23 protein-coding genes and 1 pseudogene are annotated in these 19,749 nt (G+C 68.0%); 10 read left to right on the top strand and 14 right to left on the bottom strand.

Going from position 1 to position 19,749, the window contains the following annotated elements; translation table 11 throughout:
- Nucleotides 1-317: 317 nt before the first annotated feature.
- From WBG99_RS20815 to WBG99_RS20770, 10 genes are all read right to left on the bottom strand, one after another.
- Nucleotides 318-1,460 (bottom strand): tyrosine-type recombinase/integrase, encoded by a 1,143-nt coding sequence (locus tag WBG99_RS20815; RefSeq protein WP_338897736.1) that lies wholly within the window; start codon nucleotides 1,458-1,460, stop codon nucleotides 318-320.
- Nucleotides 1,460-1,672 (bottom strand): helix-turn-helix domain-containing protein, encoded by a 213-nt coding sequence (locus WBG99_RS20810; protein WP_338897735.1) that lies wholly within the window; start codon nucleotides 1,670-1,672, stop codon nucleotides 1,460-1,462. The genes WBG99_RS20815 and WBG99_RS20810 overlap by 1 nt, the downstream gene beginning before the upstream one ends.
- Entirely contained in the window at nucleotides 1,665-2,948 is a 1,284-nt protein-coding gene (locus WBG99_RS20805; RefSeq protein ID WP_338900417.1) for a replication initiator, read from the bottom strand. The genes WBG99_RS20810 and WBG99_RS20805 overlap by 8 nt, the downstream gene beginning before the upstream one ends.
- Nucleotides 2,949-3,103: 155 nt before the next feature.
- Complete coding sequence (locus WBG99_RS20800; protein ID WP_338897734.1) at nucleotides 3,104-3,349, bottom strand: SpdD protein; 246 nt, start codon at nucleotides 3,347-3,349, stop codon at nucleotides 3,104-3,106.
- Between the two features lie 25 nt (nucleotides 3,350-3,374).
- Complete coding sequence (locus WBG99_RS20795) at nucleotides 3,375-3,569, bottom strand: hypothetical protein (RefSeq protein WP_046709296.1); 195 nt, start codon at nucleotides 3,567-3,569, stop codon at nucleotides 3,375-3,377.
- 24 nt (nucleotides 3,570-3,593) lie between these two features.
- Nucleotides 3,594-3,785, bottom strand: coding sequence for a mobile element transfer protein (locus WBG99_RS20790; RefSeq protein ID WP_338897733.1), 192 nt, complete (start codon nucleotides 3,783-3,785; stop codon nucleotides 3,594-3,596).
- Nucleotides 3,786-3,796: 11 nt separating this feature from the next.
- The gene (locus WBG99_RS20785) at nucleotides 3,797-4,447 is read right to left on the bottom strand and encodes a DUF2637 domain-containing protein (protein WP_338897732.1); all 651 of its coding nucleotides are present in this window, start codon (nucleotides 4,445-4,447) and stop codon (nucleotides 3,797-3,799) included.
- An 87-nt stretch (nucleotides 4,448-4,534) separates the two neighbouring features.
- Nucleotides 4,535-5,911 (bottom strand): FtsK/SpoIIIE domain-containing protein, encoded by a 1,377-nt coding sequence (locus WBG99_RS20780; protein WP_338897731.1) that lies wholly within the window; start codon nucleotides 5,909-5,911, stop codon nucleotides 4,535-4,537.
- Nucleotides 5,911-6,267 carry a hypothetical protein gene (locus WBG99_RS20775; protein WP_239755759.1) on the bottom strand — a complete coding sequence of 119 codons (357 nt, stop codon included), beginning with the start codon at nucleotides 6,265-6,267 and terminating at the stop codon, nucleotides 5,911-5,913. The genes WBG99_RS20780 and WBG99_RS20775 overlap by 1 nt, the downstream gene beginning before the upstream one ends.
- A 168-nt stretch (nucleotides 6,268-6,435) precedes the next feature.
- Nucleotides 6,436-7,224 (bottom strand): GntR family transcriptional regulator, encoded by a 789-nt coding sequence (locus WBG99_RS20770; RefSeq protein ID WP_338897730.1) that lies wholly within the window; start codon nucleotides 7,222-7,224, stop codon nucleotides 6,436-6,438.
- Between the two features lie 107 nt (nucleotides 7,225-7,331).
- On the opposite strand from WBG99_RS20770, the gene WBG99_RS20765 reads away from it, so the two are divergent.
- The 5 genes from WBG99_RS20765 (at nucleotide 7,332) to WBG99_RS20745 (ending at nucleotide 10,644) form a co-directional block, all read left to right on the top strand.
- A complete protein-coding gene (locus WBG99_RS20765; RefSeq protein WP_338900416.1) occupies nucleotides 7,332-7,739 on the top strand; it encodes an NUDIX hydrolase in 408 nt (135 codons plus the stop codon).
- Between the two features lie 46 nt (nucleotides 7,740-7,785).
- A complete protein-coding gene (locus WBG99_RS20760) occupies nucleotides 7,786-8,214 on the top strand; it encodes an ATP-binding protein (RefSeq protein WP_338897729.1) in 429 nt (142 codons plus the stop codon).
- Nucleotides 8,208-8,600, top strand: coding sequence for a hypothetical protein (locus tag WBG99_RS20755; RefSeq protein WP_338897728.1), 393 nt, complete (start codon nucleotides 8,208-8,210; stop codon nucleotides 8,598-8,600). Before WBG99_RS20760 ends, WBG99_RS20755 begins: the two co-directional genes overlap by 7 nt.
- A 601-nt stretch (nucleotides 8,601-9,201) precedes the next feature.
- Complete coding sequence (locus tag WBG99_RS20750; protein ID WP_338897727.1) at nucleotides 9,202-9,960, top strand: hypothetical protein; 759 nt, start codon at nucleotides 9,202-9,204, stop codon at nucleotides 9,958-9,960.
- 339 nt (nucleotides 9,961-10,299) lie between these two features.
- On the top strand, nucleotides 10,300-10,644 hold the full coding sequence (locus tag WBG99_RS20745) for a hypothetical protein (protein ID WP_338897726.1): 345 nt from the start codon (nucleotides 10,300-10,302) through the stop codon (nucleotides 10,642-10,644).
- Between the two features lie 94 nt (nucleotides 10,645-10,738).
- Here WBG99_RS20745 and WBG99_RS20740 read toward each other — a convergent pair whose 3' ends face one another.
- Nucleotides 10,739-11,923, bottom strand: a complete 1,185-nt coding sequence (locus WBG99_RS20740) for a tyrosine-type recombinase/integrase (protein ID WP_338897725.1) — start codon at nucleotides 11,921-11,923, stop codon at nucleotides 10,739-10,741.
- Between the two features lie 250 nt (nucleotides 11,924-12,173).
- Between WBG99_RS20740 and WBG99_RS20735 the strand changes: the two genes are divergently transcribed.
- The gene (locus WBG99_RS20735; protein WP_338897724.1) at nucleotides 12,174-12,620 is read left to right on the top strand and encodes a hypothetical protein; all 447 of its coding nucleotides are present in this window, start codon (nucleotides 12,174-12,176) and stop codon (nucleotides 12,618-12,620) included.
- Nucleotides 12,621-12,671: 51 nt separating this feature from the next.
- Nucleotides 12,672-13,511, top strand: a complete 840-nt coding sequence (locus WBG99_RS20730) for a transposase family protein (RefSeq protein WP_338897723.1) — start codon at nucleotides 12,672-12,674, stop codon at nucleotides 13,509-13,511.
- A 157-nt stretch (nucleotides 13,512-13,668) separates the two neighbouring features.
- On the opposite strand, the gene WBG99_RS20725 is transcribed toward WBG99_RS20730, so the two are convergent.
- Complete coding sequence (locus WBG99_RS20725; protein WP_338897722.1) at nucleotides 13,669-15,195, bottom strand: AMP-binding protein; 1,527 nt, start codon at nucleotides 15,193-15,195, stop codon at nucleotides 13,669-13,671.
- A 3-nt stretch (nucleotides 15,196-15,198) separates the two neighbouring features.
- On the bottom strand, nucleotides 15,199-16,185 hold the full coding sequence (locus WBG99_RS20720) for a phosphotriesterase-related protein (RefSeq protein WP_338897721.1): 987 nt from the start codon (nucleotides 16,183-16,185) through the stop codon (nucleotides 15,199-15,201).
- 246 nt (nucleotides 16,186-16,431) lie between these two features.
- Between WBG99_RS20720 and WBG99_RS20715 the strand changes: the two genes are divergently transcribed.
- A complete protein-coding gene (locus WBG99_RS20715) occupies nucleotides 16,432-17,370 on the top strand; it encodes a helix-turn-helix domain-containing protein (RefSeq protein WP_338897720.1) in 939 nt (312 codons plus the stop codon).
- A 429-nt stretch (nucleotides 17,371-17,799) separates the two neighbouring features.
- On the opposite strand, the gene WBG99_RS20710 is transcribed toward WBG99_RS20715, so the two are convergent.
- The gene (locus WBG99_RS20710; RefSeq protein ID WP_338897719.1) at nucleotides 17,800-18,273 is read right to left on the bottom strand and encodes a hypothetical protein; all 474 of its coding nucleotides are present in this window, start codon (nucleotides 18,271-18,273) and stop codon (nucleotides 17,800-17,802) included.
- Between the two features lie 215 nt (nucleotides 18,274-18,488).
- Between WBG99_RS20710 and WBG99_RS20705 the strand changes: the two are divergent.
- Together WBG99_RS20705 and WBG99_RS20700 are read left to right on the top strand one after the other, a co-directional pair.
- Nucleotides 18,489-18,773 (top strand): annotated as a pseudogene (locus WBG99_RS20705) (hypothetical protein); the annotation flags it as partial.
- Nucleotides 18,770-19,351: a GNAT family N-acetyltransferase gene (locus WBG99_RS20700; RefSeq protein ID WP_338897718.1), complete on the top strand. Its 582-nt coding sequence runs from the start codon at nucleotides 18,770-18,772 to the stop codon at nucleotides 19,349-19,351. The pseudogene WBG99_RS20705 and the gene WBG99_RS20700, both read left to right, overlap by 4 nt.
- The last annotated feature ends 398 nt before the right edge of the window (nucleotides 19,352-19,749 follow it).

Here is a 19,749-nt window from a genome sequence, read left to right as displayed (position 1 = left end):
CGGAGTCCTGGTGTGGATAGGGGACGGCCTTCGGCACGAAGAGGCTCAGCCGAAAGGTGGTCGGTTGTGTCAGGCGCCCACAGAGCCTGTCCACCCGCACCGCCGTCCAGTCGATCTGAGCGTCCGACGCTCGGAGACGGCGGATATGAGCGTGCCAATCCGACTCGTCCTGGGTTTCGAAAAGCACCTCCCAGCGGCCCGCTTCAGGCGCGAAACGAGCAGCAGCCCGCCGCATCTCGTCCTGCTGGTGACGTCTTCTTTTGCGCTGCCCTGGCATCTGCCAAGCATCGGCAGCATCGGCCATGGCAGCAAGACCGTTACCCATCCCCTGGACCGGAAGCCCCTCCCCCACCCTCTCGGATCATGGTCCCGAGCCGGTCGGCGATGGCCCGGTCCCGGTCGCTGGTCATGTGCTGGTAGATCAGCGCGGCCCGGGAGCTGCTGTGTCCCATCCTCGTCATCAGCTCCCGCGTACTGGCCCCGGCCGTGGAGGCCAGCGTGTTGCCCGTGTGCCGAAGGTCGTGGAAGTGCAGCTCGGCCGTGACGCCTGCGGCCTTCCGCGCCCTGACCCAGTCGTCCCGGAAATTGCTCCGCCGCAGTTGCCCACCCTGGGGCCCGACGAAGACGTGTCCGTCGCGGCCGGGAGCGGCGAAGCACTCCAGGTGCTCAGTGACTGCGTCGAGCAGTTCGGCCGGGAAGGAAACGGAGCGCACCCCGGCCGCGGACTTTGGTGCCTTGTCGAAGAGCCGGCCGTCCTGCAACTCGGCCTGCGCCCGGCGCACGGTGACGGTCAGCCCCTCCAGGTCGATGTCCCGGCGCCGCAGGGCCGCCAGCTCCCCGAACCGCAGAGTGGTGAAGGCCGCCAAGAGTACGAGCAGCCGGTAGCGCGGCGCGATGGAATCGGCGACGGCGAAGACCTCCGCGACCGTGAGGACCGGCCGCTCGGGCACCTCGTAGCTGTCGGCGCCCTTGATGCGGCACGGGTTGCGCCGGATCAGTTCGTCGTCCACGGCCGTGTTCATCAGGGCCCGCAGCAGTTGATATGCCTTGACGACCGTTGGCTCGCCGATGCCGGCCGCGAGCAGCCTGCTGCGCCAGCTGCGCACCCGAGTCGTCGTCACGTCGGCCACCGACCCGGCCCCGAAGGTGGGCAGGATGTGCAGCCGCACCACTGACTCGTTCCGCTCGCGGGTGCGGTCGGCGAGTTTCCGGTCTCGCAGCCACGCGGTTGCGTACCCCTCGAAGTTCACCGCCCCGGCGTCCGGGTCCGACCACTGCCCACGCGTGATGTCGGACTCGACGTGCGTGAGGGCGGCCTGAGCATCGGTCTTGGTCGGGTAGGTCTTCTCGGCCGGGCGCAACTGGCCCGTCTCCGGGTTGCGGTAGCGGACCTGCCAGCGCCCGGACGGAAGCTGCCGGACCGACCCGAAGCTTCTACGCCTCCCCTTCTTGTTAGCCATCAGGCGACCCTCCGGAGAGAGCCGCGCCGGTGGCCGATCGGCTGCACCGTATTGGCGTCGACGAAGGCATTCACCGCGCTCTCTGGGATGCGGACGTGTCGACCGACCTTGACGAACGCAATGCGTCGCTCGGCGATCAGTCGGCGCGGGAAGCGTTCCGTCGTGCCGAGGAGTTCGGCCACCTGCGCCACAGTGAGGTAGCGGTCAGCCACGGGTGGGTTCTCCTTCCGTTCCAGGTGCGGGCGTGAGGGATTCGGCGAGCCAGGCTTCGGTGTCGGAGAGCCCGGTTCCTGCAAAGACCCAGTGGGCAAGGACGTACGTCGTATCCGGAGCCGGTCCGTTGGCCGTTGCGGCTTGTGCGCGGCGCCACTCGGCGCGGGCGTCACGGAGGGCGCCGAGGGTGGTGGAGTAGCGGCGCGACTTGGTGGAGAAGTGGCCGCGGAAGCCGAGCATGTGAGCCCAGGCGCGGAGGCGGAGGTGTTCGAGATCCTTGCGTGCGCCGAGGAACCAGGCGGTTCGGATGAGGCGGCGGGCGTGGTCGCTGATGTCGAGCTGGGCGAGTTCGGCGGCGAACTTCAGCGGCCGGTCGAGAGCTCCCGTGGCGGTTTCGGCACCCTTGGTGGCGTACTTGGCGATGTACGCGGCGACCGCGCGCTCGGTCAGCTCCTGGCCGTCGTTGAAGTCGGCGGAGCGGATGGTGCGTACGTCGAGTTGGCGGCCGAAGGTGAAGGTGTGGGTGCGTCCGTCGATGACCGGGCCGTCGACTCGGACCTTGGCCGCCGCTGTCTCGATGGCGTCGGTGAGGAGTTCGGCGGTGGCCCAGGCCGGGGGTGGGGTGTCGCCGCCGGTGGGGCCGTCGATGCGGATGACGGCGTGGAAGTGGACGGCGCCGCGCTTCTGGTACTCGGCGACCTTGGCGAAGGACACGCGGGCGTGGTCGCGGAAGCGGCGTTGTGACAGGCCCGCGCGCTTGGCGACTTCCCGGCGCAGGTAGGTGGAAAAGCGTCGCCAGAGCGGACCGGCGTGCGCGTTCCAGAGAACGGCCGCTTCGTAGTCGTACGTGTCCGGGTCGAGCGAGGTACCGAGTACGGCGTCGTCCTGGTCGTGGCGGTTTCCGCAGCGGCAGGGCCGCCCGCTGGAAGGGCGGTTGTGGACCGGGCCGAAGCTCGGGGCGGTGAAGGTGGCGAAGACGCGCGGGTGGGTGGCGACGTGTTCGGGGACGCCCTTGCCGCCGCGCAGGCCGGAGGTGATCAGGTGGAAGGTGTCGCGGCGGTAGACCTCGGAGCAGGCCGCGCACCGGGTGGTGCGGCGGTTGTTGCAGCGGACGAGGAGTTGGCCGGCCGGGAGGTCGGTGGAGTCGAGGTGCTGGAGGACGCGGCCGATCTCGCCGGTCGTGGTGTCGACGTCGTGCTCGGTGCGGTGGCCGTCGAGGCGGATCGGGTTGGTGCAGCCGCCGAGTCCGGAGAGCTGACGGAGGATACCGGGCAGGGTGCCGTGCTCGGCGAGCTTCGCGAGTTCCGGGAGCGGGGGCGGTGTGGTGCGGGTGAAGATGGCGATTCTCCTTCTGACTGGCTCGGTCAGGAGTGATGGCCCCGGGGCGGCGGATGCTTGGTCGTGTGCGCCGCCCCGGGTGTCGTGCGCGTTCAGCGCCGGTTCTGTTCGCGGATCAGGGAGCGCAGGACCACGGCCGCGATGGCGACGGAGACGGCCGAGACAGCGACGGCGGCCAGGAGCGCGGTGAGGACGACACCGCCGACGACCACGGCCGCCACGACTCCGGGGCTGATAGAGACCGCCGGGAGTGAGCGCCGGACGGGCGCCGGATCAGCCGGAGCGTGGGTGTGTGCGGGCGGCGGGGTGGGGCTGTCGGGGTACTTGGGCAGGAACACGGTCGGACTCTCCTCATCTACTCGTCTAGGCATGTGAGCCGTTTATGACGTCCACGCCGGAGCGCGTGCCGGATTCGATGGCCGGGGCGAGGAAGGTCTGCGAGAGGTAGAAGCCGAAGAGGGCGATCAGTACGACGACCCAGGTGCGGACGCCGAGGAACTTGACCGCGCCCCAGGCGAAGAGGCCGAGGACGACGACGAGCGGCAGGCTGACGGTCACGGTGTGCGGGGTCCCTTCGGAGGATCAGTGGACGGGGCAGCGGTGGGTGCGGGCGGCCAGCTCGGCGGCGGCGCGGCTGTCGTAGTCGGCGGAGAAGCCGCAGCGCGGAGCCGTACAGGCGGCGGTGTGCTTCTCACGGCCCCGGCCGTCGTAGGACGTGGCGACCTGGACGGGGCCGATGCGGGTGACGTTGCGGAAGCGGCGGTTGGCTGACACGGGATCTCCTCTCAGAGGTGGGCTGCGATGGCTTCGGCCATGGGCGCGGGGACGCCGAGGCGAGCGCGGAGCGTCGGGGTGTCGATCGGGGCTCCGGTGCGGGTGTGGTGTTCGGCGGCGACTTTGCGGGCGTGTTCGACGAGGGCGGCCGGGACGGGTACGGCAGGCCGCTCGGGCGGCGGTGGCTCGATGGCCGGTGGTGTCGGCGGCAGCTCCACAGGAGCAGGTTCGGACGCGTGCTCCTGGTTCACGGTGTCGTCCGTGCCCTCGGGGCCCTTGTGGTCTTCGTCGGTTGGCGCGGGGGTGGTGTGGGCGAGGAGGGTTCCGCCGAGGAAGGCGACAGCGGGCCAGCCCGCGACGAGGATGCGTAGCCAGGCCGGGACGTCGTTGAGGTCGAGGAGGCCGGCGGTGGCGACGTTCGCGCCGAGGGAGGCGGCGAGGGCGATGACGAACCAGCACCACCCGGCCGCTTTCGCCTCACCCGAGCGCAGTCGGCGCCAGGCGGCGACGAGCAACAGGTCGACCGAGACCGGGTAGGCCCACGCTTTCCACCCGTCCTGACCGGCGGCCGAGGCGATGTCGTGCAGGTGGGCGAAGGACAGCGCGGCGGCGATGAGCGCCTGGACGAGCACCGCGTCGACACGGGCCAGTTGGGCACGCATGATGCGGCTCCTTCCGGATTCAGGCATGGCAGGGGTAAGGAGTTGGCGCGAGGCGGTCACGCCGACCGGGTGAGGGGTGGGCGAAGGTCAGTCGGTCACCGGGTGCGGCTGCACCGCCGGGGCCGAGGACTCGACAGGCTGTACGGGGGTGTCGGGCCGGAACGGCTTGAGCGCAGGCAGGTCGGGCACCAGGTGGGCCGATTCCCGGCAGATCTCGGCGGCGGCGCCGAGGGACAGGTACGGGGTGCGGATGCGGGACCAGCCGCCGGAGGTGTCGCCGGCGACGGCCAGGCCGGGCAGTTCGGGAGCGATGGCGCAGGCGGCGGAGACCGCTTCTGGGGCGATGTCGCCGAGGGCCATCTTGGCGGAGGCTTCGTCGTTGACGCGGTGGCAGACCCGGCCGGTCAGCTGGGCCCGGAGCATGGTGGCGCCCTTGCCCAGTTCGGCGCCGAAGCGCTGTCCGCAGACCTCCAGGTAGATGCCGGCGGCGCGGCCGAGCTGGGCGAGGCGGATGAGCTGGGTGACCATCTCGTCCCGGCGTTCCTCGTCCTTCTTCGTGGCGACGAGGAAGAGTTCGGCCACCTCGTCGACGAACAGCACGATCGGCACCGGGCGTTCGCTGTCGGGCAGGCCCCAGATGTCGGAGGTGATCTCCTCGTCGGGGGTGCCGGGGGCGATGCCCTGCCTGGACTTGATCAGGTCGTATCGGTCCTCCATTTCCTTGATGAGTACGGGCAGCAGCTCGGCGGCTTCGTCGGGGTCGGTGGCGAGGGCGGAGAGCCGGGAGGCGAACGGCGCCAGCTCAACACCGCGCTTGCAGTCGATGCCGACGAGCGCGACGGGTTGCCGGGCGAGTCCGGTGATGAGGTGGCGCAGGTACATGGACTTCCCCGACAGCGTGGCGCCTAGGGTGAGTTGGTGCGGAATGGTGCGGTAGTCGCGTACAAACGGGGTGGCGTCCTCCCGCAGTGCCACGGGCACCTTGAGGAGTTCGGCGGCGGCCTTGCGAGGCATCCGCACGTTCCGCAGCACATCGAAGCCGACGAGCCGCAGTTCGACCACGCCCGGCTTGACGGTCGAGACGTACACGGCGTGAACGCCCCAGGCATGCCGCAGCCGTTCGGCCGAGGCGGCGACGTCGGCGGGTTCCTGTCCGGGAGCGAGCCGGAGACGAAGCCGCAGCCCGGTCGAGGTGGGCCGGATGATGCCCCGCCGAGGCGGTACCGGCCGGACCTCCCGCCGTGTGGTGGCCTTGACGGCGAGGACCCGCAGCCGGGACGGCGCCACGGTCAGCCCGCACGCCTCCATGACCGAGCCGTAGGAGCCGAGGAGCCGGGCGGTGGATATCGGCAGGCCGACCGTGGGCCAGTACACGCGGGGGTGCTTGGCCCGGGTGTAGGCGGCCCCGCCGCCGAGTGCGGCGACAGGACCACCCACCTCCAGAAGTGTCACCAGGTCGGACATCAGGCGGTGGCCCCCATGGCGGCGGGGAAGGCGGCCGGAGTCACGGCGGCGGCGCGGAAGGCGATGCCGTGGCGCTGCTGTCCGTTGAACACGCTCTCCCACGGCCGGGCGACCAGTCCCGGCAGCGAGACCGGCGCCCCCAGGGTCAGCCCTTCGGCCACACCGCCTTCCGGCACGGTGACCTTGACCAGCGACGATTCCCCGTCCTCGATGTAGACGACGCCGATCGTCATCAGTGCTTCCCCGCTGACGGCGTCCTTGGCGATCTCGCCCGTCTGCCGGTCCCGGACCTTGGGCTCAGGGGCCTCGGTCAGCAGGATCGTGGCGGCCGAGGTCTCAACACGAATGGTGCGCAAGGCAGTTCACCCATCTACTCGTCTATATATGATGCGGTCTGCGAACCCGATCTCTGGGCTCATGCGGACCACCCTGCCACACCACTTGCCCACTCGTCTATACGAGTATGCCTGTTGGGGTGTACGAGTCGGAGAAGCGTCCCCCGCGCACCACCACAATTCACCTCATCACGTCGCCGGAAGCTGATACGACAGCACGTACGCATCCGCCGCCATGACGGTGTCGCAGACCTCCACGGCCCGCCCTTCGGCGTCGAAGGCGGTCCGGATCAGGTGGATCACCGGCACACCGGAGGCCAGCCGGAGCGTCTTCACCTCAGCCGGTGAGGGCATCCGGGCGCGAATCTCCTCCTCGAAGTGGTCGAGGCGGTGCCCCAGCTCTTCGAGCCGGGCGTAGATCCCGCCGGGCCCGGGGTTCGGCTCAGCGATCGGCGTACCGCGCGCGATGTCGAGCGGCAGATAGGAGGTGGCGAACTCGACCGGCCGCCCGTCGAGCAGATACCGGCGCCGACGAGCCAGCACCCGCCGCACGGACCCAAGCCGTGTCGATACGTCCGGGCTGGCCTTCTCTTCCTTGACCTCAAGGCTGTCGACCTGGGGGTGACTGCCGGCGGCGTTGGCTTCGACGATGAAGGCGGCCTTGCCCTGCTCCCGGTGGCGCCGGGCGAACCGGTCGGAGGCGAGGCGCCGCACGGGCGGCCGGGGCCGGACGAAGACGCCCTTGCCGTGCTCGGCGTGCACGAGCCCTTCGCCCTGGAGGACGGAGAAGGAGTTGCGGACCGTCATCCGGGATACCCCGTAGTGGTCAACAAGCTCAGCTTCCGAGGGCAGTTTTTCACCCTCCTTGAACCGCCCACGGTCGATGGCCTCGCGCAACTGGTCGGCGATCTGCCGAAAGACCGCACGATCACTCGTGGGATCGAGATCACCGAGGAAGCCGGAAGGAAGAGACGGCACGTGTACTCCTTTAGATATCTAGACGAGTGGGCGATTGTTGTTGCTACGGTGGAGAGCCTAGCCAGCCGAGAGGGCCAAGGAACGTGAGCACCGACCGTCCGCACTCCGTGAGCGTCGCCGGAGTCATCGTCGACGACCAGGGCCGGGCCCTCTTGATCAAACGCCGTGACAACGGCAAGTGGGAACCCCCGGGCGGAGTCCTCGAACGCGAGGAAACCCTCCCCGAAGCCCTCCAGCGCGAAGTACTCGAAGAGACCGGCATCAAGATCACGCTTCCCGCGACCCTGACCGGCGTCTACAAGAACATGACCGGGTTGATCGTCTCGCTGGTCTTCCGCTGCGAGGCGGCCGACGGCACCCCGACCACCGGAGATGAGACCCGCGCACTGCGCTGGGCCACCCGTGAAGAAGTCGCCGAGCTTGCCGACGAGGCATACGCGATCCGCGTCCTGGACGCATTGGACGCGACATCCCCGCCGGCCATCCGCGCCCACGACGGCGTGAAACTCATCTAGCCCGAACCCGCTGCACATGGCGGCCTACCAGTACGAAGGAACTTGTATGCACGAGTATACGAGCACCGCCCGGGTCTGGGGACTCACTTGCCCAGGATTTCCGGAAGAGGTCAGCCGGGCCCGCCGCTGGACCCGCGACATCCTGCGCGGATCTCCCCTGGCCGACGACGCCGAGCTGATCGTGAGCGAACTGAGCGCGAACGCGATCCTCCACACCGCCAGCGGCATGGAATCCGGCAGCTTCCACCTGGCCCTCGCGGTGACCCGGCAAGTGATCGCCCTGTCGGTGACGGACGGCGGAGGAACCGGGACAGCACCGAAGGCCGAGCACCAGGACGGCGAGGCCGAACACGGCCGGGGCCTGGGCATGATCACCGCACTCGCCCACCGAGTCGTCATCCACGGCAGCAACGGCGGCTACACGGTCACCGCGGAACTGTTCACCGGCACCCGACCGGGAGACCACCTGTGCTGAAAGACGAAGCCCGCCGGGGCTACTGGTGCGAGTGCTGGACCGAAGACCTCACCGACGAGGTTGAGTCGGTACTCCGAGCATCCTTCGACGCCTACACGGCCCCCCAGGCCGACCGATGGGTTGCCGTCGCGCTCCGCACCATCTCGCCGGCATTCGACCCGGAAGCATCCGAACAGGCATGGCAGTGGCTGTACGACGGCCGCATAGAGACACGACGAGCCCTCCTACGCTGTGAACCCTGCACAGTGTCGGTCACCTTCTTCACCACCCGCATCACCTGGACGATCCGACCAGTGATCTTCCTGCCCCTCGCACACCGCCAAGGCACGGAACTGCCAGCCTGCGCATACGACTTCAAGCCCCGACCGCCCCACCGGACCGACTGAGTTACAACTTTCTCTACTGGTTCAAGCCCCGGCTGCGCTCCGCTCCGCCGGGCGCGCTTCCCGGCTCCGCTCCGGGCGCCGCTCCTGCCTTCGGCCCGCTCCGCCCGCGCTGCGCCGACGCGCGCCCACATGTGGATAGGGCCCGTGGCCATGAGTCGATCACCGCATAGAGCGGGCCACGGTCCAGGCAATGCCTCCGGCGGGGGATCGGCCGGCACCGGGATGGAGGGGGCGCCGTTCGCGGCTGCGGGTCCGTAGTGGCGTGCGCGGGGAGCTCCCATCCCGTCCGCCATCGACCCAGGCAGAGCCGAGCAGACGCGGCCCAGGGCGTCAAGGTCGTTCGTACAGTGGCGCGCTCCACCTTGACGCCCTGAACCACGCCCGCTCCACGGTGTGTGGGTCGACGGCAGACGGGATGGGAGCTGGGGCGGGTGGTGGGTTAAGAGGCGACCGCGAGACTCACGACTCAGTCATTGAGAAACCGTCAACCTCCAACACGAAAATTGCGGATGAGCCTCGCCAGGCCTCGGTACGATACATGGTGCCTAGAGATCAGAGGTGCTACGTGTCCCCTACAGAACCAACACTCGCCGTTCAAACGGTGGAGACTGCACTCCGTGAACTCATCCGCAGAGTCCTAGGCCCGGACTGGACTACCCAGCGCGGAGCCCCGGATCTTGAGCGGTTGAGAGAAAAGCAAGAGGAGGATCGCAAGCGTCGCGACGGAGCGATCGTGAGCGATGATCTACTGACATACACCGAGCTTTATTCATTGACCCGGCTCATTGAGAAGAACTGGGACAGCTTCAAGCCCGTATTTGGTGACCTTGCTCGAACCAAAGTGTTCCTTGGGATATTGGAGGATTTTCGCAATCCTGTAGCCCATAGTCGTGAACTGCTTCCCTTTGAACGGGAGTTGCTTAGCGGGGCATCTGGGCAATTGCGCAACCAAGTTTCACTGTTCCTTTCGCGAAACGACGGACCTCACAGATATTACTCCTCAATCGAATCCATCACAGACAGCTTCGGATATTCCTGGGGCACGTCCTACAGTGCGGACTTGCATGTGTGCCCAACCAGGCTCAACGTGGGCGACAGGATCGCATTTCAATGCATAGGAATTGATCCACGCGGACGGGAACTAACGTGGCGACTCGAATTTGGAAACATCGATGGAATTGAAATAGCCACGGCGACCGGAGTTCCTGCGGAACTAGTATGGGAAGTCGGAGCCACCCACGTCGGCGAGAAGCGCTGGGTGAGGATTTCTGTTGAACACGACGGGAATTTCCAAAGACGGGGAACTTACGACGATGAACGCTTTATCACCTATCACGTAAATCCACCGCTCGACTCCTGAGATCCGACTGTTCATTCGCCCCGCCGCGTTCACATCGGCAGACGGCATGGCACAGTCGGCCGTGCCACTCTCGTGCCAGAACGAGCGGGGACTCACGGGGAATCGGGGTTCGAAGCGGGTAGCGCGGCCGTACCACGTCCAAGGTAGGGAATCCGCAGGTCACGCCCATGATCTCCCAACCTCGCTCCTAAAGCGGGTGTCGCAGGTTCGAATCCTGCCGGGGGCACAGCAAAACACCAGGTCAGGAGCCCTTCCGTCCAGCGGACGGGAGGGCTCCTGCGCTTGCAGCACACATATGGCACACGTGCCATGCGCGCGGACGGTGGGGAGCTGTGCAGGATGCCCGTCAAGGATGAGCTGGCCCGGCGCCGGTTCGAGAAGTTGGTCGACCGCCTTGAGTCGCTGATGCGGGCCGCCCTCAAGCCCGAGTACCGGGGCTACTACGGACAGCTGATCCTGGGCGACGACGATCTTGCGGAGATGGGCGAGCTCAAGGACGTCCGGCGTGCCGCTCGGGAGGCGGGGCACCGTCTCGGCTGGAAGGCAACCACCCAGCTCGTCGGTGGCCGGCTCTTCGTGCTCGACGAGCGGGAGGTGCCCGAGGAGATCGAACGGCTGGCCGGGGATGCGGCTGCTGCTGCGATGGACCGGGCCTGGCAGGAAGGCCGCCGCCCGCGCGGGTGAAGCTGGTCCGAGGGAGACGCAAGGGGCCGCCCCACCGCATGAAGCGGTGGGGCGGCCCCTTCGATTACGGCTCCCGGCACGGATCAGGCACACATCACGCGGCATCGTCAGCCAGAGCGGCCACCGTCTCGGCGGCCTCGGGGGCCTTCCTCTCGGCCTTCTCCAGCTTGGCCTTCGCCTTGGCCAGTTGCTTGGCGCGGCGCTTGTGCATCCTCTTCGAGACCTCGTCCAGGCGGTCGGGGAAGAGGTGCCCGTACGTGTCCAGTGTCAGCGTCGCGGACTTGTGGCCCAGCATCGTCTGTACGACGTTGACGTCCGCGCCGCTGGCGATGGCAAGCGAAGCCGCCGTGTGCCTCAGCTTGTGCGGGGTGACCTTGAGGTGCCCCAGCCCGGCCCTCGCGACCGCCTGCGCGAAGAACCGCTGACGGAAGTTGCGTGCCCGCAGCGGTCCGCCCTGCGGGGCCGTGAAGAGCAATTCCTCATCTCCCCGCCCCTGGACGTGGGGCTTCAACTCCGCTGCCAGGAACCGCGGGATCGGTCCCGACAGGCGCTCGTGGTTCTTGGGGGTATCGAGGTAGAGCTTGCCGTTGTCCTCGGCGTACGCCTCGACGATGTGCGCTCGGCAGACGTCCATGTCGACGCGGCCCACTTTCAACGCGGACGCCTCACCCCAGCGCAGGCCGGTGTAGGCCAGCAGCAGGATGAACACGCGGTAGGCCCCTGACGCGTTGGCCAGCGCGTCGACCTGCATGTCGTCGAGGTACACATGGTCAGCCGGCGCCGCCTTCGGCAGGGGAACGCCGACAGCTGGGGTGGCCGCCGGACGGCGGGCCTTGACCGCGTATCCGAGAACGCGGCTGAGGACGACGTACGCCTTGCGGACCGACCGGGGGCTGAGCTTCCTGCCACCGGACGCCTCGCCGGACAACAGGTCGGCGAGCCACTCGGCGATGTCCTCGAACTGGATGCGGTCCAGCGGAGTGGTGCCCCACCTGGGGATCACATGGACGTCGAGAACACCTCGATAGCGACCCCGGGTTGAACGCTTGAGATGGAGTTGCGCGGCCAGCCAGGACTCGGCCACCTCTGCGAACTTCACGCGGGCGGCTGCGGGATCGCGGTAGGAGCCGTCGTTGAGACGGGACTCCATCTTCGTCCGCTCCGCGTCGGCGTCGACCTTGCGGGCGAAGGTCTTCATCTTCGGCTTGCCGTCGGGGTCGTACCAGCGCACGCGGTAGCGCCCCGGCGGCGTACGCCCCGCCCGCTTGGCGTCCGCCACGGCCCGTACGTACGCCGCGTGCCCTATGCGGTCCTCAATGAGTGGTGTGCATCGTGAAGTCGCAGGTCGCGGGTCTGGTGTGAATGACGAGGGGGGTACTCGCGCCGGTCGGCGGCCGATGACCATGGTGTAGATCATCGGACAGGTCGGGTTCCGGCGGGATGCCGGGTTTCGGCTGCGCCCGTGACCGACCCCCGCCTACGATCCGTCAGCAGGTCGGCACGCCACGAGACCGTGGGAGGCTGCGGAGATGCAGGAGCGGCAGTGGATCACCGCTCGCCGCAGCGAACTGGACGCCCTCGCCGAGCAGTTGACCAAGCAGTTGCAGGAAGTCCAGGTCGAGCGGGACGAACTGGCGATTGCGGGGCGGGTGTTGAACCGCCTGGCCGAGCAGGCCCAGGCCGACGCCGAGGCTGTCGCTCCGGTAGCGGCGCAGGTGGCCGGGCGGGCGGTCCTGCTCATCCCGCACCGCAGCGACGCGGCCGATGAGGGCGCGCTGCCCGGCGACTACCGCAAGATCCTGGCGATCGTGCGGGAGGCCGACGGCCCGGTGCAGGTCAGGGTGGTCGGAGAGCGGCTGGGCCTGAACACCTCGGTGCGCGGCAAGCTGGAGCCGCTGCGCGCGAAGGTGACCAAGCTCGCCGACCGCGGCTGGCTGCACAAGCGGGGCGACGGGCGGTTCACTGCACGTCCGTGAATGCGCGGGCGGGCCGTAACTGGCGGGCCCCGGGCGGCAGTTGAGTTTGGTGTGAAGAAAAACAACGGTCTTGCCGAGGGCCCTGACAGACTTGTCTACACCGCCCGCCTGCCGCTGTCGAGCGCGACCTTGAACTATCTCGCCGACCTGATACGCGGCCACCTGAAGAAGATCGGCTCGCGGTGGCGGGCCCTGCCCGCGGGAAGGATCGCGGGGATCGTGCTGGCGGTCCTGCGCTGTGACCAGCGCCCCGGCGATCTGGCCGGCGGTAACGGGGTGCACCGCACCACCGTCACCCGCTGGGTGCGGGAAGTCGTCGGTCTGCTGGCTGCCCGCGCCCCGCGTCTGGACCGCGCGCTGAGGAAGATCGCCCGAAAGGGTGGCGGGGTGGTGCTGCTGGACGGCTCCCTGATACGCACCCGGCGGCGCACCGGGACCGAGAACCGGAAGAACTATTCGGGCAAGCACAAATGCCACGGCCTGCTTGTGATCGCTCTCACCGACGACCGCGGCCGACTGGTATGGGTCTCCGCGGTGCGGCCCGGACGCGCCTCGGAGATCACCGCCTGCCGCCACGACAAACTCACCGCTCACCTGCGGGCGGCCGGTCTCGGCGCCATCGCCGACCTGGGGTTCGTCGGACTCGACGATGCCGGTCCGGACGCCGACCCGGCGGTGATCACCGGCTACAAGGCCGCCCGAAACCGGCCCCTGACACGAGGCCAGAAGCTGTCCAACAAGGCACTGGCCGCGGTGCGGGCCCCGGTCGAGCACGGCTTCGCCCATCTCAAGAACTGGCGTGTCCTCACCAAGGTCCGCACCGACCCGAAGTGGGCGACCGCGCTGGTGCGAGCCCTGCTCGTGCTGACGAACCGGGAAGTCGCCCGCTGACGGACGACCTTGTCGGTGGACTACCGCCCCGGACCTGCCCGAGCCTCCCGACGCCTACGGACACCAGGTCGACTGACGTGCAGTCTTCACGATGCACCGAGCTCAATCGGGACTCCCGTTCGAAGCGCATCCCTCAAGATCGGAAAGACAACAGCTACTAACGCCCCCGTACGAGGGTTCCCCACTCGGTTTCCTCACGCAGGGCGCCCTTGAGCACCTTTCCCCCTGGGTTACGGGGAAGCGGGGCGTCGCGGACGGCGACGTACTGCGGGATTTTGAAGTCGGCGAGCCGATCCACCAGGTGCGCCAGCATCGCCCCGGCATCGAACGACCCGGCGGACGTCGGGACGACGACCACCCCGACCTTCTCACCCATGATCTCGTCGGGAACGCCGACGACCGCTGCCTCGGCGACCCCGGGCGCCCCGGCCAGAGCGTTCTCGACTTCGACGCAGTACACGTTCTCACCACCGCGGTTGATCATGTCCTTGGCCCGGTCGACGATGTGGACGAGGCCGTCGGCGTCGATGCGAGCAAGGTCACCGGTGTGCAGCCAGCCCTCGACGAAGGTCGCCGCCGTGGCCTCCGGTTTGTTCCAATAGCTGGGCACGCGGTTCGGCCCCCGCACCAGGAGTTCGCCCACGCCGCTCCGGGTGTCCGCGTCGGCGAGCTTGAGGTCCACGACGGGTGCCGCGAAGCCAACCGAGTCGGCGTGGTCGGTCGACCATTCGTGTGGCAGGAAGGTCGCGATCGAGGCGACCTCGGTCAAGCCGAAGCCGTTGCCGACCCGGGCCGATGGGAAAGCGTGCTTGATTCGCGCGACCAGGGTTGGAGAGGTGGGAGCACCTCCGTAGGCCACGACGGTGACCCTGCTGGTGTCCAGCGACGTGAAGTCCGGGTGCGCGATAGCGAGGCCGTAGATCGCCGGGACCGAGATCACGATGTTGATGCGCTCCTCGGCGATCGTCGTCAGGAAGCGCCTGACGTCGAAGGCCGGCATAATCACCGCTGTGCCACCGACGGCGAGTTGGACGAGCAATTGCGTGTTGCAACCCGTCACGTGAAACAGCGGCACGGAGATCAGGCTGCGTAGCGCTGGCCCTTTGTTCCTGTCCAGTTTCAGCACCCGGATGGTGGTCTCAACGTTGGACAGGAAGTTCTCGTTGGTGGTGACGGCCCCCTTCGGGAAGCCGGTTGTGCCGCTGGTGTAGAAGATCGCTACCGGGTCACCGCGTCGGGCGTCCCCATGTACGGCCGGTGGTCCGCTGGGCAGCGGCTCACCTGGCTGGAAGACATACTTGGCTCCGGAATCCCTGAGGACGTAGTCGACCTCGGGCTCCGCGAGCCTGGTGTTGACCGGAACGACGATCGCGCCGGCGAGCACACTGCCCAGAAACGCGCACACCCAGTCGGCTCCGGCGGGCAGAAGGACGGCGGTGCGGTCGCCAGGTGCGATGCCGTGCAGCCGGAGGCCGCCGGCCACCTCGCTCGCGCGCGCCCACAACTCGGTGTAGGTCAAGCGAACGCCGTCGACCTCCACGATCGCTTCCACATCGGGATGCGCCTGGACCGAGGCGTGGACCGCTTCGATGAGTGACACCGGCAGGTCGTCGTACCGGGCGATGCCGTCCGGGCCGCGTGTGATTCCGCTTGTGTCGAATGGACCGTGCTTGGTGTAAGCCATGAGTCACACACCGGCCGTGAAGTAGCGACGCGGGTTGTCGATCAACATCGCGTCGATCTGCTTGTCGCTGACGTCGGCCTCACGCAAAGCGGGCAGGACGTCCTTGGAGATGTGCAGGAAGTTCCAGTTCGGGACCGCGGACTTCACCAACGCCTGGTAGTCCTCGCCGGAGAAAAAGTCCATATAGCAGGCAGCGTCATGCGCCAGCACGATGCGGTCGGCGTACCCCTGCTCGCACAGCGCCGCTATGGTGGCGACCCGGTCGGCGGTTGAATTGAACATGTCCAGACCAAACCGGTCGCAGCCGATGGTTGCACCCGTGTCCATGATCCACTTCAGGTAGTCCAGGTCGTTGCTGTCGCCTGCATGGCCGATGACGACCTTCGTCAGGTCCACACCGCGCTGCCGGTAGAACTCGATCGCGAGCCGTCCGGTTTGGTGACCGGCGTTGGTGTGCACGGTAATCGGTGCGCCGGTCCGGACATGGGCCTCGCAGATCGCCGCCTGCACGCGTTCCTGGTCGTGGGTGAGCCCGCGCTCCTCGACAACGCCCTTGAGGAAGGAGGCCCGGACGCCGGTGTCTGCGATGCCTTCGGTGATGTCCTTGACGAACAGTTCGGTCATCGGCTCCGGCCCGTCGAAGAGCGCTCCGGGGCCACGGTAATGAAAGTAGTGCGGGATCTCATCGAACGTGTAGAGGCCAGTCGCCACCACGATGTTGATGTCGACCTCGGCGTTGACCTGCTGAATGCGCGGGATGTAGCGGCCGAGGCCCACGACTGTCGGGTCGACGATGGTGTCGACGCCGGCGGCCTTCAGCTCACGCAGCTTCTCCACCGCATCGGCCAGCCGCTCGTCCTCGTTCCACCAGCCGTGCCCGTAATTGGCCATGATGTCGGGAGTGAGCACAAAGACATGCTCGTGCATCAGCGTGGTTCCCAGCTGATCCGTTGCGATCGGGCCGCGAACAGTCGCGACAGAGTCGACCATGACCGCCTCCTGGTGCGTTTGTCTCCATTGACGTGACTCGCAGTGAAGCCGGTCGGAGCCGGGCTTGTCGCCGTTCCATGCGCACAGTTATGTCGTCAACGCGTCTATCGCCGAGGCAGGAACCGGCGGCCCACCTGGGAAGGGAGACCGACAGCTCCTTGGACGGCCGTAACCCGGCCCATAGACTGCGCCCAGCCGGCCGCGTGGAAGAAGGTCGAAGTGAGTGCTACGTACGAACTGGACGGCTTGACCACCGGTGGTCAAGCCACAGCCGGTGCCGCGGCCCAGGACGCCTGGCGCGACTGGTGCTGTCAGGTTCACGGCCACTTTGACTTCGAGTTCGACGACCGCCCTTACCGCGGACGGCTTGTTCGCCAGCGCACTCCGACGTATCAGCTCATCGCCTGGACCGGAGACGTCGAGGTCGTCAAGCGCAGTGCGCGTGGCATCCGCCGCGATCCTCGCGGCCACTACGAGCTCCTCGTGCCACTGCGTGGTCAGATGAAGGTCGGGCAGGACGACGAGGCTTCGTGGCTCAAGCCGGGCGACATGGCCCTCGTTCCGATGGACCTGCCGTTCAATGTCGCGCACGCGACGGGCGCGGTCGCGCTCACGCTTCTTGTGCCCGCAGGACTCGTCGAGCAGCGCCTCGGTCCGGCTGCCGTCCGCAGACAGAAAATCGTCGGGGACAAGGGACTGTCCCGGGTCAGCCGAGAGCTCGTGGTCAGCCTGCTCCGTGAGCGTGCCCACTTGTCCGGCGCCGAGTTTGACGCTGCCTGCGACCGGGCCGTCGACCTCCTCTGCCTCACAGTAGACGGCGAGGAGCGACTGCCCGAGCACACAGCCGCAGCCTCGGTCGCCGATGCTGTCAGACGATACGTCCGCGAGCACGTGACCGATCATCGACTCTCCGTCACCGCGATGGCCGCGGCCATCGGCTGGTCGCCTCGCTACATCCAGGCTGTGCTCGCACGTGAGGGGACCACACCCACCGAGCTGATTCGCAACCAACGGCTGGATCTAGCGCACGCCAAACTCTCCAACCCGAACCTCGCCGGCCAAACGATCGCCGCCATCGCGATGTCCGTCGGTTTCACCTCACCCAGCGCGTTCAGCCACGCGTATCGTGTGCGATTCGGCTGCTCACCCCGCGACGTACGCAGGAGCGATCACCGCAGCCAGTGAGGCAAGAGCGCCATCCGAGCGGCCCGCAAACGCCGCTGTCGACGGAAGGGTGGCCAAGAGGGTTCGGGTCTGTACGTGGCTGCGGAGGGGACAGTGTCCCCTGGCCCCCTTCGCCGAAGTGGCCGAGATCGTCGGCCAGACCCCGGCGGCTTGGCTCTTCAGCCCGCCGACGCATTCGCGCGTCGCAGCCCGACGCGGCCTCGGCGGCCTGGCGCGCCGACATCGTCAGAGCTTTCAAGCAGGCGTGGGAGGCCAAGGACATTGACGCCCTCATCGGCCTGCTGGCCCTCGACGCCACGGCGACCGGCGACGGCGGCGGACTCGTCACGGTCGCGCTCCACCCGATCCAAGGCGCCGAGCAAGTCGCACGGTTCTTCGCCGACCGGCCCGGTGCGGCGCCCGGCGTGACGCTCGTGGCACGGTCAACGGTCAGCCGGGGCAGGTGGCCCGACTGGACGGCGTCACCGTCTCGGTGATGGCGTTCGACGTCACAGGCGACCGGAGCCATCGTCGTGTCCGCCGCCTAGCGCACGCACGGGCCGCGGCTGCTGTCGCGCCGCCCCGTCGTCCTCGACGACTGAGCTCGCTGCATCGTGAAGACTGCACGTCAGTCGACCTGGTGTGCGTCGCCAGGATCTTGCGGTAGTCGCCGGGCAGCGCGCCCTCATCGGCCGCGTCGCTGCGGTGCGGGATGAGCAGGACCGCCCGCCCGGCCACCTGCGCCGCTACCGGAGCGACAGCCTCGGCGTCGGCCTGGGCCTGCTCGGCCAGGCGGTTCAACACCCGCTCCGCAATCGCCAGTTCGTCCCGCTCGACCTGGACTTCCTGCAACTGCTTGGTCAACTGCTCGGCGAGGGCGTCCAGTTCGCTGCGGCGAGCGGTGATCCACTGCCGCTCCTGCATCTCCGCAGCCTCCCACGGTCTCGTGGCGTGCCGACCTGCTGACGGATCGTAGGCGGGGGTCGGTCACGGGCGCAGCCGAACCCGGCATCCCGCCGGAACCCGACCTGTCCGATGATCTACACCATGGTCATCGGCCGCCGACCGGCGCGAGTACCCCCCTCGTCATTCACACCAGACCCGCGACCTGCGACTTCACGATGCACACCACTCACTCGACCGCCGAGTACCACGCCCACCGCTGCCTGTCCGCCCTCCGGCCCCACATGATCCGCTCCCGGGCCATCACCACGACCCGGCTCGCACACGCCCAGCTCGCCCAGGGCGCCCCCGACGCCGCCACGGCCACCGCGATGAAGGTCCCCGCCGAAGCAGCCACCCAGCACGCCCGGGTCACGCGCATGCTGCAGGAGTTCGGGGCCGCACTGCGCGCCACCGCTCCGGGCTGCTCCAGCGTGCAGACCTGGACCGAGCACACCGCCACCTGGAGGATGGCCGCATGACCACGGCGCCCGCCATCGAACTGCGCACCTTCACCACCCTCGACACAGCCCGCGGCGACCTCCTCGACGTGTACGCCGACGCCCGCGCCCCGCTCCTGCACCTGCACCTGCACCTGCACCTGCACCTGCACCTGCACCTGCACCTGCTGAACTATGCGGTCACCGCGTTCGGCGAACGCCTGGACCGGCACGGCACCGAGCCTGGGTTCACAGCCGTCCTCGCGTACGCAGACGGGCATCCGGTCGGCTACGCCTACGGCAACACCATCGAGCACGGCGACCGCTACTGGCAGCGCACCAGCCCGACGCCGGCGGAGAAGTACACCGAGCGTCCGGCCGTGGCCCTGAAGGAGATCGGCGTCCGGCCGACCTGGCGGAAGACCGGCACCGCCCGCCGCATCCATGACGCCCTCCTCGCCACACGCGACGAGCCGTACGTCACGCTCATGGTCAACCTGGCCGCAGGGGACGGGAAGGTGCACGCGCTCTACAAGTCGTGGGGGTACGCGGACATCGGCCAGAGCCAGCCGTCACCAGCTTCGCCCGTCCTCACCGTGATGATCCGCGCCAGCCGCTGACCGGCAGCGACAGCACCCCCCTACCGGGAACTCCTCCTCGACGCGACCGGTGACGTTTCATCCAGAGCAGGTTGGACTTCCCCTGCCGACTCACGTCACGCCACCAGACCACGCACGCATGCCCACGTTGAGACGAAACCAATGAGGGCCCCGACGATCCTGATGACGACCGGGCTGAACCCGGGGCCAGGAGCGAACGGCCCGCGATTCGTGGCGAACTCGTAGATCCTGTAAGCGGAGTCGCGAATGTTGAGGGCGAGGCAGAATCCGAGAATTCCGAGAATTCCCTTCCACGCTAGATAAAGGAAGCCGACAGCTCCCTCAGGGGCAGCTGTGATTATCGCGCTTCCCGGAATTTCTTCTCCAGCTGTACGAAGTGAGCAAAGGTGCTGATGCTG

This window comes from Streptomyces sp. TG1A-60 (assembly GCF_037201975.1).
Lineage (GTDB): Bacteria > Actinomycetota > Actinomycetes > Streptomycetales > Streptomycetaceae > Streptomyces.
Note: the sequence above shows the minus strand (reverse complement) of the source record. Positions and strands in the feature narration are given on the sequence as shown.